At 45.7% G+C, this 16,120-nt stretch carries 14 protein-coding genes; all 14 read right to left on the bottom strand.

Features of this window, described 5'->3' with window-relative positions:
- Window positions 1-903, bottom strand: coding sequence for a ribosome small subunit-dependent GTPase A (gene rsgA / locus V6D42_RS06425; RefSeq protein WP_333512690.1), 903 nt, complete (start codon window positions 901-903; stop codon window positions 1-3).
- Window positions 904-917: 14 nt separating this feature from the next.
- Window positions 918-2,864, bottom strand: coding sequence for a Stk1 family PASTA domain-containing Ser/Thr kinase (gene pknB, locus V6D42_RS06430; protein ID WP_333512691.1), 1,947 nt, complete (start codon window positions 2,862-2,864; stop codon window positions 918-920).
- Window positions 2,858-3,622 carry a protein-serine/threonine phosphatase PrpC gene (gene prpC, locus V6D42_RS06435; RefSeq protein ID WP_333512692.1) on the bottom strand — a complete coding sequence of 255 codons (765 nt, stop codon included), beginning with the start codon at window positions 3,620-3,622 and terminating at the stop codon, window positions 2,858-2,860. Before prpC ends, pknB begins: the two co-directional genes overlap by 7 nt.
- A 6-nt stretch (window positions 3,623-3,628) precedes the next feature.
- Complete coding sequence (gene rlmN, locus V6D42_RS06440) at window positions 3,629-4,720, bottom strand: 23S rRNA (adenine(2503)-C(2))-methyltransferase RlmN (protein ID WP_029441251.1); 1,092 nt, start codon at window positions 4,718-4,720, stop codon at window positions 3,629-3,631.
- Between the two features lie 3 nt (window positions 4,721-4,723).
- Window positions 4,724-6,067, bottom strand: a complete 1,344-nt coding sequence (rsmB, locus tag V6D42_RS06445; RefSeq protein WP_333512693.1) for a 16S rRNA (cytosine(967)-C(5))-methyltransferase RsmB — start codon at window positions 6,065-6,067, stop codon at window positions 4,724-4,726.
- Window positions 6,054-7,007 carry a methionyl-tRNA formyltransferase gene (fmt, locus tag V6D42_RS06450; protein WP_333512694.1) on the bottom strand — a complete coding sequence of 318 codons (954 nt, stop codon included), beginning with the start codon at window positions 7,005-7,007 and terminating at the stop codon, window positions 6,054-6,056. The genes rsmB and fmt overlap by 14 nt, the downstream gene beginning before the upstream one ends.
- Before the next feature lie 4 nt (window positions 7,008-7,011).
- Entirely contained in the window at window positions 7,012-7,494 is a 483-nt protein-coding gene (gene def, locus V6D42_RS06455) for a peptide deformylase (RefSeq protein ID WP_254503414.1), read from the bottom strand.
- A gap of 26 nt (window positions 7,495-7,520) precedes the next feature.
- Window positions 7,521-9,938, bottom strand: coding sequence for a primosomal protein N' (priA, locus tag V6D42_RS06460; RefSeq protein WP_333512695.1), 2,418 nt, complete (start codon window positions 9,936-9,938; stop codon window positions 7,521-7,523).
- A complete protein-coding gene (gene coaBC / locus V6D42_RS06465) occupies window positions 9,935-11,155 on the bottom strand; it encodes a bifunctional phosphopantothenoylcysteine decarboxylase/phosphopantothenate--cysteine ligase CoaBC (RefSeq protein ID WP_333512696.1) in 1,221 nt (406 codons plus the stop codon). Before coaBC ends, priA begins: the two co-directional genes overlap by 4 nt.
- Window positions 11,156-11,234: 79 nt before the next feature.
- Complete coding sequence (rpoZ, locus tag V6D42_RS06470; protein ID WP_003221520.1) at window positions 11,235-11,438, bottom strand: DNA-directed RNA polymerase subunit omega; 204 nt, start codon at window positions 11,436-11,438, stop codon at window positions 11,235-11,237.
- A gap of 3 nt (window positions 11,439-11,441) precedes the next feature.
- Entirely contained in the window at window positions 11,442-12,056 is a 615-nt protein-coding gene (gene gmk / locus V6D42_RS06475) for a guanylate kinase (RefSeq protein ID WP_168747782.1), read from the bottom strand.
- Window positions 12,057-12,063: 7 nt separating this feature from the next.
- Window positions 12,064-12,333, bottom strand: coding sequence for an extracellular matrix/biofilm regulator RemA (gene remA, locus V6D42_RS06480; RefSeq protein WP_003154355.1), 270 nt, complete (start codon window positions 12,331-12,333; stop codon window positions 12,064-12,066).
- A 76-nt stretch (window positions 12,334-12,409) separates the two neighbouring features.
- Window positions 12,410-13,285: a YicC/YloC family endoribonuclease gene (locus tag V6D42_RS06485; RefSeq protein WP_333512697.1), complete on the bottom strand. Its 876-nt coding sequence runs from the start codon at window positions 13,283-13,285 to the stop codon at window positions 12,410-12,412.
- 84 nt (window positions 13,286-13,369) lie between these two features.
- Window positions 13,370-16,042, bottom strand: a complete 2,673-nt coding sequence (locus V6D42_RS06490; RefSeq protein ID WP_326202303.1) for a calcium-translocating P-type ATPase, SERCA-type — start codon at window positions 16,040-16,042, stop codon at window positions 13,370-13,372.
- Window positions 16,043-16,120: the final 78 nt, after the last annotated feature.

The following is a 16,120-nucleotide window of genomic DNA, read 5'->3' on the forward strand; positions in this document are numbered from 1 at the left end:
CTAATACCTCGGCTTTCTGTCTTTGATCTCTGTGATAAATTCAACATAATGGTCGTAGCGGTACTGCTTTAATTCCCCTTCTTCAACGGCTTGTTTGACTGCACATTTCGGCTCTTTCAAATGCAGACATCCTCTGAATTTGCATGATGCGCTTTTTTCTCTGATGTCAGGGAATGTGAAGCCCAGCTCTCCTTCTTCAATGTCTGTAAACTCAAGAGAGCTGAAACCCGGCGTATCCGCAACCAGACCTCCGGACGTGTGTATAAGCTCCACGTGGCGGGTTGTGTGCTTCCCGCGGCCTAAATGCTCAGAAATTTCATTTGTTTTCAAACCCAGCTCCGGGCTGATCGCGTTGAGAAGCGAGGATTTCCCAACCCCCGACTGGCCGGCAAAGACTGTTGTTTTGTCGCGGAAATGCGGGATGATCTCCGTTAAGCTGTCTTGGTCCATAGAAGAGGTAAGATATACGTCATAGCCAATGTTCCGGTAGTCTTCAGCATACGCTTGAATGCGTTTTTGTGTATGTTGATCTTCAATTAAATCCATTTTTGTAATACAAATAATCGGCTGGATGTCATTTGCTTCTACGAGAACCAAAAAACGGTCGAGCAATGCTGTGCTGAAAGATGGCTGCACCGCCGAGAAAACAAGCACCGCTTGATCAACGTTGCAGATCGGCGGCCTGATAAGTTCATTGGTTCTTTCTTTAATCTCTAGAAGATATCCTTCTTTATTATTTTCAGCTTGATAAACAACATAATCACCGACCAAAGGGGTGATTTTATTTTTTCTGAAAATACCTCTTCCTCTGCATTGTATAACTTTTTCATTATTTGAATCCTCTGATTCATCCAGTACGTAATAAAAGCCGCTTAGCGCTTTAATAATTTTGCCCTCAGGCATATTTTCCCTCCTTGTTATTCATCTTTCGGATACTCAATTGTTTTGTAGCTGACGACTTTATTATTTACCATCACTTGATAGTACCCTTTTTGGCCAGGTTCAATCTTCAGTTCAATCGTCCGTTCGACGGGCTCTTTAATCTTAAAATGTTCGTAAGTGTCAGAAATGCTGTGATCCGCGTCGTCAATCGCGATTTGCACCTCAAGCTCGTCCCCTTCATTTTCCGGCTCATATGGAATCTTGACTTTTTCTTTCACTGTTTTCGCCGGTTTCTTCTCAGGTCCGAGAGAGAATGTCACTTCGACCTCATTTCCCGGCTTTAGCGCCGTTCCCGCTGCCGGTTTTTGTTTGACAACCTGTCCTTCCGGAACGTCATCTGAGTACGCTTCTTTTTCCACCAGTTTGAGCCCGTTATCTTCCAGATATCCTGAGGCCGCTTCTTTACTGTATGTTTTTAAGTCTCTGAGCGTAATATCTTCCGGCCCGATGCTGACTGTGAGCTTAATTTGATCTTCGTCCGGCACAAGCTCGGTCCCTGCTGACGGATTCTGATCTATGACAGTGCCGGCGTCTTTCTCATCATTTACTTCATCCACCGTTACATTTTTAAAGCCCTGTTCCTTTAACACTTTTTTTGCCTTGTCGACTGATTGGCCCGTCACATCACCGATCTGCTTTTTTGCTTTACCTGTGCTCTTATAAAGCGTAACCGTTGCTCCTTCTTTAACAGTGGACTCGGCTTTAGGATCGGTTTTGACCATCAGGCCTTCTTCGATCTTCTCATCTGAGATTTCCAATACGTCTGAATCTACCTGCAAACCTTCTTTTTCTAGAAGATCTGCCGCTTTTTCATATTCCATCCCTGCTACATCAGGTATTTTGACATCCTTAGGCATAAAAAGAGAAGGAAAAACAGTGACGGCTAGAACTCCTGCCGTGATAAAAACCAGGCATATGGTGAGCAGTATCCACGGCCATTTTTTTCTCTTTGCTTTTTTCTTTGTTTGGTTTTCTTGAGGAAATGTCATGTCAGTTTTTTTATCATGAGAAGCTTTTGCAAGCTCTTCATCCTTAATAATCGGAATCGCTTTCGTCATTTCTTCATCATCATGAATCGTAAATTTCTTTTCGTTGAGCCTGTCAGCGTCAAAAGCTGTTCGTATATCTTCTTCCATATCTTCAGCAGTTTCATAGCGGTGAAAAGGATCTTTGGCGGTTGCCTTTAATATGATGTTTTCAACGCTTTGGGGTACTGAGGGATTCCACCTTATCGCTGAAGGGGTTTCAGCCTGAAGATGCTTTAAGGCGATACTGACAGCCGATTCTCCATCAAATGGGATTCGGCCGGTTAATAGCTCAAATAAGACAATCCCAAGCGCATAAATATCTGATTTTTTTGTGGCCAGGCCGCCCCGCGCCTGTTCGGGGGATAAATAATGGACTGAGCCCAGCACAGAATTGGTGTGGGTGATTGTTGTCGAAGTCAGTGCAGTCGCAATTCCAAAATCCGTTACTTTGATATTGCCCATATGGTTGATCAAAATGTTATGCGGTTTAATATCCCTGTGGACAATATGATTTTGGTGGGCATGGGCAATGGCTGAAACAATTTGCTCCATGATGCTGAGCGCTTCTTTGGGGTGAAGCGGCCCATTTGCTGTTATGTATTCTTTTAGCGTCATGCCCTCTACGTATTCCATGACAATATAGTAAATATCATCTTCCTCGCCCAAATCATAAATGCTGACAATATTCGGGTGATCAAGGCTTGAGGCCGAATGGGCTTCTCTACGAAAACGCCTGATAAACTCATTGTCATTCACATAGTCAAACCGCAGGATTTTGATTGCGACTTCACGATCAAGAATAATGTCCTCAGCTAAATAAACGTTGGCCATTCCCCCGCCGCCTATGACACGGAGAATCTGGTAACGCCCGCTGATTCGCTTGCCGATTAGCACTGATCTTCACCCTCTTCAACATGTAAAGCAAGCTCAAGCAACACTGCTGTAATATTGTCTTCCCCGCCATTCTCATTGGCTTTGTCCACTAGCAGGTTTACTTTTTCCTGAGGAGCTGAATCGCTTTGCAGGATGTCTTTTAATTCAGTGACTTCCACTTTATTCGTCAGTCCATCAGAACATAAAAGGAGTTTGTCTCCAGGTTCAATTTCGAAAGAACGTGCGTCAATACTGACGGATTGATCTGTTCCGAGCGCCTTCGTCAGCACATTTTTGCGCGGATGATGCTCAGCATCTTCTCTTGAGATTTCACCGGTGCGAACCAGTTCATTCACCAGAGAATGATCCTCTGTCACCTGAACGAAGAGATCGTCCTGGAGCAAATAGCATCTGCTGTCGCCTATATGGGCAACTGAAACCGTTTTACCTGTAAAAAGAGCGCATACAATGGTTGTTCCCATGCCTTGGCATTCTTCGTGCGCTTGGGCATGTTCGTAAATCTTGCTGTTTACCGCGAGAATCTGTTCAATGAGCCACTTTTCACATTCTGACGGCGCCGCAGGAATCGTATCTGACTCATTCCATTTCTCTCCCATGGCTTTCACAGCCATCTTGCTTGCAACATCTCCAGCAAGATGGCCGCCCATGCCATCAGCGACAACCGCTAATACAAAATCGTCTTTCCCCTTAAAAATACCCGCATCATCTTCATTATGCTGGCGGATTTTCCCTGTATCTGTTTTTAAGGCTGTTAACAACCCTCATCACCTCGTCTCGTCTTGACGCTCCTTCGCGCGAAGCTGACCGCAGGCTGCGTCAATGTCATGGCCTTGCTCTCTTCGGATCGTGACATTTACTCCGCGGGATTTCAGCGTTTTCTCAAAAGCAAAAATCTGCTCGCGCGGTGTGCGGACGTAATCCCGTTCAGGCACATAGTTTACCGGAATCAAGTTCACGTGGCATTTTACGCCTTCCAGCAAGTCTGCAAGCTCTTCAGCGTGCTCAACCTGGTCATTTACGCCACCGAACAGACCGTATTCAAAGCTGATCCGGCGTCCCGTTTTATTAATGTAATATTTAACGGCTTCCATTAAATCAGGGAGCTTGTACGCTCTGTTAATCGGCATCAAACGGCTTCTGATTTCTGTATTTGGCGCGTGCAGAGAAATCGCAAAGTTAATCTGCATTTGCTGATCAGCGAATTCGTAAATTTTCGGGATGATTCCGCTTGTAGAAACAGTAATATGGCGAGCGCCGATATTCAGTCCCTTATCATGGTTAATGATTTTTAAAAAGGCAAGCATTTCGTTAAAGTTATCAAATGGTTCGCCAATTCCCATGATAACGACAGAGCTGACGCGTTCATCCGTTTCATCTAGCGCCTTTTGAACTTTCACCACTTGAGCGACAATTTCGCCCGCTTCAAGATTTCGTTTTAAACCGCCAAGCGTTGACGCACAGAATGTGCAGCCAATGCGGCAGCCGACTTGTGTCGTTACACATACAGAATTACCATACTCGTGTCTCATTAAAACAGTTTCGATTGTATAACCATCGTGAAGCTCGAATAAAAACTTCATCGTACCGTCTTGAGAAGTTTGTTTAACAGCCGTTTTCAGCGTTGTTAATACAAAATGAGTGTTTAATTTCTCACGCAGCTCCTTTGATAGGTTTGTCATTTCATCAAAAGAAGTTACTCGTTTTTCGTATAGCCATTCAAAAATCTGTGCCGCGCGGAACGGTTTCTCCCCGTTGTCTGTCAGCCATTGTTTGATTTCGTCTAATTCAAAAGAATAAATCGAAGGACGTTCTGTCCGCAATTCTTTTCTGATCTTTGTTTTTTTAAGTTCTGTCATTGCTTATCCCTTCTTTCTCATGCTGCAAATAAAGAAACCATCTGTTCCGAAATAATGCGGAAGGATTTGAAGCCTTCCATCCCGAACAAAGGGTCTCGCCTTTTCGGGCAGCCGCTTTTCAAGAGACAAATCGGGTTCAAAATCAGGATGTTCTTGTATAAACGCATGGATAACTTCTTCATTTTCTGTCCGATCCATTGTACACGTACTGTAGACAAGAGTGCCACCTTTTTTTACTAATGGCGCAATTTCCCTTAAGATAGACAGCTGGATTTCAGCAAGCCGGGAGCTGTCATTCGGGGTTTTGGTGTATTTCATATCCGGCTTTCTTCTGATCACGCCAAAGCCTGAGCATGGAGCGTCAACCAAAATACGGTCAAACTGTTCACTTTCAAATGTTTCTCCGGCTTTTCTCGCGTCCATTGTTTTCGCATCAATAATGGAAAGGCCAAGCCGTTCTGACGCTTCTTTGATGAGCTTCACCTTATGTTTGTGAAGATCAAGTGATGTCACACTTCCCTTGTTCTCCATTAATTCAGCGATATGGGCTGACTTTCCGCCCGGCGCTGCGCACGCATCAAGCACCGTTTCACCTGGCTTAGGGTCAAGGGCCCGGGCAACCAGCATGGAGCTTTCATCCTGGATGGACACTTCGCCCGTCTGGAAGAAGTGAGTTCCGGCAATAGTTCCCTTTACAAGCTTCACAGCGTCTTCGGCGAGATCACCTTTTTCCGCTTCGATTCCTTCAGCTGCCATTTGATCAAGTATCTCCGCTCTGTCCGTTTTCATTTGATTGACACGCAGCGTTTGCTTAGGCGGAATGAGATGGATGCGGCAAATCTTTTCAGCCGCATCAAATCCGTATGCGGCTACCCACTCTTTCACGAGCCATTCGGGATGGCTTGTTTCTGTCGCAAGCCTGAGAACAGGATCTTCGATGGCGTCAAAGGAAGGGACTCCTTCGCGCTGAATAGAGCGAAGCACGCCGTTGACAAATGAGGCAATGCCTTTATGTCCCCGGTTTTTAGCAATCTCTACCGCTTCATGGATGACTGCCCGGTCGGGAATTTTCTCTAAATATTCCATTTGATATAAGGACAGGCGGAGAAGCTGGATAACCCACGGCTTCACCTTTTGCGGCTTGTTGATAAATGGCTTGAGCATATAATCCAGCGCGATTTGGTTTTGCAATGTACCGTACACTAGTTCAGTTAAAAGCCCGCGGTCTTGATCGCTCAGTTTATTAGATTTGATAACCGATTTCAGGAGCAGGTTACTGTATGACTGATTTTGTTCTAATTTGACCAGCGCCTCCAGCGCAATATCGCGTACGCTATTTGTTTTCATTGTGCACTCCTAACATATCACCTGTCTCAACATGAGCGCCACGGACAAAGTCTTCGCCTCGCATGCGTTTTTTGCCGGCAGGCTGCAGCTCCGTTAATAACAGTGCCGTATCGTTTCCTGTGGCGACGATGATTCCTTCTTTTTCAATAGCAATGACTGTGCCGGGTTCAGCTTTTGCCGGCGCAGCTGTTTTCTTCGCTGCCCATACTTTCAGATTTTGACCATTTAAAGTCGTATAGGCAACAGGCCATGGGTTTAAACCTCGAACTTGGTTATAAAGCTCTTCTCCCGCTCTGGACCAGTCAATCAGCTCTTGTTCTCTTTTAATGTTTGGCGCATACGTCGCTTTCTCGTCATCCTGCGTTTCAGGTGATATGTCGCCGGCTATGACTTGAGGAACTGTTTCAGACAAAAGCTTCGCGCCAGCAATGCTTAATTTATCGTGCAGGGTTCCAACATTGTCGGTTTCTTCAATGTCTACTTCCACTTTTGAAATCATATCGCCTGCATCTAATTTTTCCACCATGTACATAATGGTAACTCCGGTTTTTTTCTTTCCTTGGAGGATGGAATAATGGATAGGGGCCCCGCCTCTCAGTTCAGGCAAAAGAGACGCATGAACATTAATGCATCCGTACTTAGGGCTGTCGAGTAGCTCTTTAGGCAGAATTTGCCCAAACGCTGCCGTCACAATAAGATCCGGTTGTAACGCTAGCACCTTTTCTATTTCTTCTGTCAGTCTGACTTTCTCAGGCTGAAGAACCGGGATGCCGTGACGTAAAGCTTCTTCCTTCACAGGCGGAGGCGTGAGCACTTTTTTTCTGCCCTTCGGACGGTCCGGCTGTGTGACGACCCCCACTACTTCATATCCGTCATCTATCAGGGTTCTTAAAACAGGAACTGAAAAATCGGGTGTTCCCATAAACACGATTCTCGTCATCAAATCATCCTTCCATATCCGCTAGTTCATCTTCTGTATAATATTTGCTTATTTTTGATGTGAACAGCACGCCGTCCAAGTGGTCCATTTCATGCTGCACGGCTCTCGCGAAAAAGCCTCTCGCTTCAAGAATGAACGGTTTTCCTTGACGGTTATACGCCCGCACTTTGACATAATCGGCACGCGTGACCTCACCATAGATGCCGGGAAAACTCAAGCATCCTTCAACTCCGGTTTGCTCGCCGCTTTGTTCAAGAATTTCCGGATTCACAAGGTCAATTCTGCCGCTTTCCTCTCCGATATCAACAACAGCCGCTCTTTTTAAAATACCGATTTGCGGCGCTGCCAGTCCGACTCCATCCATTTCAAGCATGGTATCGTACATATCATCAAGCAGTTTTTTTAGCTTTTTATCAAAAACAGTCACGGTTTCCGCAGGCGTTTCCAAAACCTCCGCGGGATGTGTGACGACCTTTTTCACTGCCAATTCATTACCCTCCAAGACGTGAGATCTTACATCATCATATAAGGATTCATATCAATTGAAATCATTACATGCTTTTGTTCAATTTCGCGTTTATAATGTTCCAGTATCTTCTTCAATAAAGCTGATATCTGGGTTTCCTGTTTGTATTTTATCACGCATTGATAGCGATATCTATCTTTGATCCTGGCGATCGGCGATGCGCTTGGACCGAGTATTTTCGTATCTGCCCCGCAGTTTGCTTTCAGAAAGTGTGCGATTTTCTCAGCCGTTACAGCCGCTTTCGCCACTTCCTCGTGAGAAACCGTAACAAGAGCCAAATAGAAATACGGCGGGTAGGATTGCTCCCTCCTGTGTGCCATTTCTTGCTGATAAAACGTTTCATAATCATGCGTTTTCGTCAGCTGGATGCTGTAATGGGACGGTGTGTACGTTTGAATGATGACATTGCCGGGTTTTTCATGTCTTCCCGCGCGGCCGCTGACTTGCGTTAGCAGCTGAAACGTTTTTTCGGCAGATCTGAAATCAGGAATGTGCAGTGTTGTGTCAGCGCTTAAGACTCCGACAAGTGTCACATTCGGAAAATCAAGCCCTTTCGCAATCATTTGCGTTCCAAGAAGTATATCCGCTTTGCCTTCTCCGAAAGCAGACAATAATTTTTCATGGGCACCTTTCCGAGAGGTCGTATCAACATCCATCCGTATGACTCTTGCATGTGGCAGCACCTTTGTTAATTCTTCTTCCACTCTTTGTGTTCCCGTTCCGAAAAAACGGATATGATCGCTTCCGCATTCGGGACAAGTATGCGGAACAGGTTCTTCATGTCCGCAATAATGGCATTTCATCCTCTGGCCGGAACGGTGATACGTCATGGAAATGTCGCAGTGAGGGCATTGCGGAACATAACCGCAGTCCCTGCACATCACAAAGGAAGAATATCCCCTTTTATTTAAAAACAGCACAGCTTGTTCACCCTTGGCAATGGTTTCTTCAAGCTTTTCCATCAATTCTATTGAAAACATAGAGCGATTGCCGTTTCTGAGCTCCTCTCTCATATCCACAAGCGAAACCTCAGGCATCACTTGGTGATTGACGCGGTGTTTCAGCGAAAGCAGCTCGTACACTCCTTTTTGCGCCCGTGCATATGACTCTAATGTCGGTGTAGCACTTCCTAACACAACCGGACAGCGGTGGTGCTCCGCCCGCTTGATTGCTACTTCTTTCGCATGGTAGCGCGGCATTTCCTCTTGTTTATAGGACGATTCATGCTCCTCATCGATGATAATCATCCCGAGATTTTCAAACGGGGCAAAAATAGCGGACCTCGCGCCCACTACAAGCCGCACTTCCTTGCGGTGGATTTTGCGCCACTCGTCATACTTTTCACCAGTGGATAACCCGCTGTGCATTACGGCTACCTGAGAGCCGAAGCGCCCTTTAAAGCGATGAACCATTTGCGGCGTTAACGATATTTCCGGTACAAGTACGATGGCTTCTTTTCCTTTCGCCAGCACTTTTTCAATCGATTGGAGATAAACTTCCGTTTTGCCGCTTCCCGTCACCCCGTGCAGGAGAAACACTTGATGTTCATTGTTGTCTAACGCCCGGCGTATCGGCTGAAAGGCCGCGCTTTGCTCGTCTGTCAGCGGCAGCGGTTCTGTTTTTTTGAACATTTTGTCCTGATAGGGATCTCTGTAAACCTCTTCATAGGTTTCTTTCAAAAGCCCCTTTTGGATCAGGGTCTTGATGGTGGCCGAGCTTGCGTCTGTTTTTTTGCACAGGTCCGCAGCAGGTATTTTCGCGCCTTCCGTTTCCGTCATGAAAAAGTGCAGGATCGCCTGTTGTTTGGCCGCTTGTCGGGATAAACCCTCAGCCTGCTTGGAGAGCTCATCTTTACCGGCATTGGCCTGAATATACCTGACCATTTTTTTGTTCGCTTTTTGCGCCACTTTATAAGTTACGTCGATATGGCCTTTTTGAACCTGCTTCTGGATGATTTTCAGCGTATCGTGATCAGGTATATCGGAATACAGCAAGCTCTTTGTTTCAGAAAACAGCCGTTCTACCTGCGGCGGAATATCCGCACCCTCCGCGATTTTCAGCTCTTTTTCATATTTTGCCTTTAATGCGGCAGGCAGCATCGCTTGAAGCGCCGTTATTTTAAAAGACAGCGTTTTGTCTGACAGCCATGACGACAAATTCATCAGCTCTTCTGTCAAAACAGGCGTAAGATCTAATAAATCCTCCACTTCTTTGACAGATTTACCTGAGAGATCAGACGTATCTTTGACAGCTGTCACAAACCCTTGAATTTTACGGGGGCCAAACGGAACAATGACCCTCATTCCCGTTTTGATCATACCTTTAAGATGGTCTGGGATTTTGTAATCAAACGGTCTGTCTATATTTTTGGTGCTGACATCTACGATGACTTCGGCAAAATTCATGAGGGCTCTCCGGTTTGTTTTAAGAGCGCTGCGATTTCTTCAAAAATGTCAAAAGAAACATCGAGCTTAGACATCTTCGGAAGTTCACGTTTGCGCCCGTCTTTGAAAAAGAGCGTCACAATATTCGTATCAACACCAAAACCGGCCCCTGCCGCTTTCACATCATTCGCCACAATCATGTCAAGATTTTTGGCAGAAAGCTTTTTGCGGGCGTAATGTTCCACATCTTGTGTCTCAGCAGCAAAACCGACTAACAGCTGATGCTGTTTTTTCTCGCCCAATTCTTTTAAGATATCGACTGTTCTTTTTAATTCAAGGGTCATTCCGCCGTCTTGCTTTTTCATTTTTTGGTCAAATACTGTTTTTGGCGTAAAATCGGCAACAGCAGCTGTTTTAATGACAATGTCGCTTCCCTCATACACAGAGAGCACTGCATCGCGCATGTCCGCAGCCGATTGGACCGGGATAAACTGAGAAAGCCCTTTAGGGACATCAAGCGAAACCGGCCCTGAGATCAAGGTCACGTTTGCACCGAGTCGCACCGCAGCCTCAGCTAATGCGTATCCCATTTTACCCGTCGATTTATTCGTGAAAAAACGTACAGGATCAACTGCCTCCCGTGTCGGGCCTGCTGTGATCACAACATGTTTCCCTTCTAAAGGCGCGTTTTTTTCCTCCGCAAAATGCTTTTCCGCAAGCTTCACGATGTTTTCGGGTTCTTCCAATCTTCCTTTTCCGACGTAACCGCATGCTAAATAGCCCTCGCTCGGCTCAATAAAACGAAAACCATCCTGATAAAGGACAGAAATATTGCGTTTGACTGCCGGATGGTCATACATATGCACATTCATGGCGGGCGCAATCCATACCGGAGCTGTTGCCGCTAACAAGGTTGTTGTCAGCATATCATCTGCAATGCCGTTGGCCAGTTTTCCAATCACATTGGCCGTAGCCGGCGCTACGATAATCAGGTCGGCCCAGTCAGCTGCGTCTATATGAGAGATGACGCTTGGATTTTGTTCTTTAAATGTATCTGTATATACTTCATGGCGGCTCAATGCCTGAAATGTCAGCGGTGATACGAACTGGCACGCAGATTCAGTCATAATGACTTTAACATTTGCCCCCGCCTGTACCAGTTTGCTTGTCAGCGCACAGGCTTTATAAACAGCGATGCCTCCGCTCACGCAAAGTAACACATTTCGATTGTTCAGCAATGACTTCTCCCCCTCTGCAATATAAAAACAGCACGGAAAAAAATAACAACCTACATGATATAGGTTGCTACTTGTGCTACTATTCGCGGTCTTCCTTTTCAAACGAAAGCAGGCCTGCATCAATTTCTTCTAAAGCTTTGCCTACATATTTGTGTGAAATCGTATGTTCAATCATCTGGTCTTTTTTGATTTGCATTTCACGCGCGCGTCTAGCAGAAACGGTTACGAGCGTGTATTTCGAATCCAATTTATTCATTAATGAGTCAATTGACGGATCTAACATCAGTTATTCAACCTCCAGCATTTTCTTATATCTTGGTGCAACGCGCTCACGCTTCAAATGTTCCGCGAGAACGATTGCTTTAATTTTGTCGCAAGCCGTTTCGATATTATCATTTTCTACAACGTAATCATATGCGTCCATCATTTCGATCTCAGCTTTTGCGGCTTTCATGCGATTTTCAATCAGAGCATCTGTTTCCGTTCCTCTTGTCACAATTCTGTTCTTCAGTTCAGAAAGACTTGGAGGCGCAAGGAAAATAAACAAGCCTTCCGGGAAAGCATTTCTCACTTGAAGAGCGCCTTGAACTTCGATTTCTAAAAAGACGTCTTTTCCTTCTTGGAGCGTCTGTTCAACATAATCGACCGGAGTGCCGTAATAATTGCCGACATATTCTGCCCATTCAAGCAGCTTATTGTCTGCAATCATTTGCTCGAATTCTTCTCTCGTTTTGAAAAAATAATCGACTCCGTTCACTTCGCCCTCACGCGGGTTTCTCGTTGTTACTGAAATCGAATACTCGAATTTTGTGTCTTCCTGCGAAAAAATCGCTTGCCGAACCGTTCCTTTACCAACTCCTGAGGGACCTGAGAGAACGATTAATAACCCTCTTTCTTTCATGCGGCAATTACCCCTGCCCTTCATCCATAATTTCTTCTTTAACAGAAAGTCTGTGTGCAACTGTCTCAGGCTGGACGGCAGATAAGATAATGTGATCACTATCCATGACGACAACTGCACGGGTTCTTCGTCCGTATGTAGCGTCAATTAGCATTCCGCGGTCTCTTGCATCCTGGATCATCCGTTTGATTGGCGCAGACTCCGGGCTGACAATCGAAATCATCCGATTGGCGGAGATAATATTGCCAAATCCGATATTAATCAGTTTAATCGTCATCTTCTACGTTCCCCCTGTAAAATAGACGTCTCTAGTTTAGCCTAGCAAGTCCGTCTGTAAACAATACGCACAGTTACTATTCTATATTTTGCACTTGTTCTTTTATTTTTTCAATAGAACTTTTCATTTCGACGACAAGCTTTGTGATCTGATGATCATTTGCTTTTGAGCCGATTGTATTTGCTTCCCGATTCAGCTCCTGGACAAGAAAGTCGAGTTTGCGCCCGACAGCTCCGCCTTCAGCTAATATATCACGAAACTGAACGAAGTGGCTCTTCAGCCTTGTAATCTCTTCTGTAATATCAGAGCGATCTGCAAAAATAGCGCATTCTGTAACAAGCCGGCTCTCATCCAACACGTCTTCGGTCCATTCCTTTATTCTGGCGTAAAGCCGTTCCCTGTAACGAGATACCGCATCGGCTGCCAAAGATTCGGTCTTTTCGGCCAGCTCTTCAAGCTGGTCAATATGCATCAGACAGTCTTTGGCTAGAAGCAGCCCCTCTTTTTCGCGCATCTCACAGAGTCCTTTTACAGCTTCCTCTGCAGCAGCTATTAGTAACTCCTCAAGCTTTTCGCTTTGTGTCTGTTCCTCATGAATCTGGACGACATGTTCAAGCTTGAAGAAGTCCATGACATCAGGATCTGCGGACAATTGATATCGCTTTTTCATATCCTCTGCAGCTGCGACAAACTCATCGAGCAGCGGCCAATCAATGTCAAGCCTTCTCTCTACGAGCATATCACTGTCAACGGAGACGAAAAGCTCAATTCTTCCGCGCTGTATGTACTGCAGAATCGTCTGTTTCAGCTTATCTTCTAAATATAGCAAAGGCCTTGGCAAACGAGCGTTCACTTCTTTAAACCTGTAATTCACAGATTTAAGTTCAACGCTTACAGAGAGATTATCTTGTGTTTTGCTTGCACTGCCGAAGCCTGTCATACTTCGTATCATAAATAAAACACCTAATTTCTTCCCTGTTCTCAAAATAAAAGGGCAATAGACATGCTATTACCCCTAAGATTATATCATATGAATTTATTTTTTTCTTGTCAAAAGTGACCCCGCCAGCAAAAAAGTAGGGATGGCCGACATGCCGATGACAAGCATCCAGTCTCCCGGCGTGATGGCAACCGTATGGAAAATCGGCTGGAGCGGTGGATAGTAAATAACCACCAGCATCAGTAAAATCGATGACAATACAGCGCCAAGCAGATACAAGTTTTCAAACGGATTTCTGGAAAAAACAGATGTTTCGCTCCGGCAGTCAAATACGTGAATAAGCTGAGCCAGCACCAACGTTGCAAACGCAATTGTCTGAGCATAAGACAAATTCTCAGGATTGCGGTGGTACACGATGATAAAAGCCAAAATCGTGGCAGCACCAATTAAAAATCCTCTCGAGACCACCTTCCATCCAAGCTTGCGGGCAAACACCCCTTCTTTCGGGTGACGCGGCTTCCGCTTCATAACGTCCCCTTCCGGCTGATCCATGCCGAGCGCCATCGCCGGCAATCCATCTGTCACCAAGTTGACCCACAAAATCTGAATCGGCACGAGCGGCAACGGAAGGGCAAGCAGCATGGCGAAAAGCATGACCAGAATTTCTCCTACGTTAGAAGCCAGCAGGTATCGGATAAATTTTCTAATATTTTCATAAATGTTTCTGCCTTCTTTAATCGCCGATTTGATGGTTGCAAAATTATCATCTAAGAGAATGAGGGATGATGCTTCCTTCGCCACATCCGTCCCTGTAATCCCCATGGCAACGCCAATGTCAGCCTGTTTGATAGCGGGAGCGTCATTGACGCCGTCTCCTGTCATCGCAACGATATGGCCGTTTTCCTGATACGCTTTAACAATTTTCAATTTATGCTCAGGAGAAACGCGGGCAAACACATACACATCCTCCACTACATCAGAAAGCTCTTCTTGTGAAAGCTCATTCAGCATCTGGCCGTCCATGATTTTTCCGTTTTTCGGGAGGAGACGCAAATCTTTTGCTATAGCTTTTGCTGTCTCAACATGATCCCCTGTAATCATGACGGTCTTAATTCCCGCTTCACGGCATTCTTTAATCGCCTGTCTGACTTCAGGCCGCGGCGGATCAATGATGCCCGAAAGGCCAAGCATTGTCAGATCTTTTTCCGCCTGCTCCATTGACGGTGTTTCCCCTGCTTTTACCGGTCTATAGGCAACAGCAATCGTCCGGAGCGCCTGGGAAGCCAGCTGCCGTAATACTGCCTCTGTTTCTGCTTTTCTTTCATTTGAGAAAGGGGCGGGAGAGCCGTCATAATAAATACGGTTGGACCGCTGCATCAGGACATCCGGCGCGCCTTTCGTTATGATATAGCGCTTTCTGTCCTGATCCTCTACAATGACGGTCATCATTTTTCGTGCTGAATCAAACGGAAACTCCTCAACCACCCGGTAATGAGATTCCACAAACTCCTTTGAAAAGCCGCCTTTTCTTGCCGCAGTGAGCAGCGCCCCCTCTGTCGGATCTCCGTCAAGCACATAGTCACCGTTTCTTTTCTCAATATTCGAGTTGTTACAAAGCGCTCCGAATAACAGCATTTGCTCAAGCGGCTTATGCTTATTCACACTGACCTCTTTATCGTTCAGTGTGAAGCCTCCTTTCGGATCGTAACCCGTGCCCGACACTCTCCATGTTTTTCCTCCGGACCATACATGTGTGACCGTCATTTTGTTTTGCGTCATCGTTCCTGTTTTGTCTGAACAAATAATAGAGGCACACCCAAGCGTCTCAACCGCCGGAAGCTTTCTCACGATTGATTTTTGCTTGATCATACGCTGTACACCCAATGACAGCGCTACTGTCACAATGGCTGGAAGCCCTTCTGGAATGGCGGCTACCGCTAGTGAGACACCGGCTAAAAACATACTGTACAGATCGTGTCCCTGGATCACGCCGACGGCGACAACGAGTACGGTGAGCAGCAAAGCGACAACAATTAAAATTTTTCCGAGCTGCTCGAGCCTTCTTTGCAGCGGGGTCGACAGAGTTCCCGCCGATTCAAGCATGTCAGCGATTTTCCCCATAGCCGTGTTCATTCCTGTACCGACGACAACACCCACACCGCTGCCGCGGGTGACGATGGTTCCCATAAAGGCCATATTCGTAATATCCCCCAGCGACACATCGGGTTTTTTCAATTTATCCGCATGTTTCACAACTGGGATTGACTCTCCGGTTAACGCTGATTCTTCAATTTCCAGGCTTTTCGCTTCGACAATCCGGACATCTGCTCCAATCCGGTCGCCGCTTGTAAACTTCACAATGTCGCCCGGCACCAGTTCTTTAGAAGGAATCTTTGTCCAGCTTCCTTCCCTGAGTGCCATCACATGAGGAGTTGACAGCTCTTTTAATGCCTGAAGAGATTGCTCTGCACGCCGTTCTTGAAAGAACCCAAGTATGCCATTCACAAACACAATCGCAATAATCGCAACCGCATCCACATATTCACCAAGAAACCCTGAAATAAGTGTTGCCGCAAGCAGCACAAGCACCATAAAATCTTTAAACTGGGCTAAAAACAAAATAAGCGCTGATGTTTTTTTTCCTTCTTGAAGCTCGTTTGGCCCATGCTTGTCGAGGCGTTTTTTCACCTCTTTTTCAGTTAATCCTTGTTTCATGGACGTATTTGTTGCCTCTAATAAATCTGTTTGTCCCATTTCATGAAACTTCATTCCGCTCGTCCACTCCCCTGCTCTCTTATAGAGATATCACTCTATAAGCATGCTTATTCTGACTCGTCCCATTTCATG

Origin of the sequence: Bacillus sp. 0909A (assembly GCF_036765115.1) — a bacterium.
GTDB lineage: Bacteria > Bacillota > Bacilli > Bacillales > Bacillaceae > Bacillus > Bacillus mojavensis.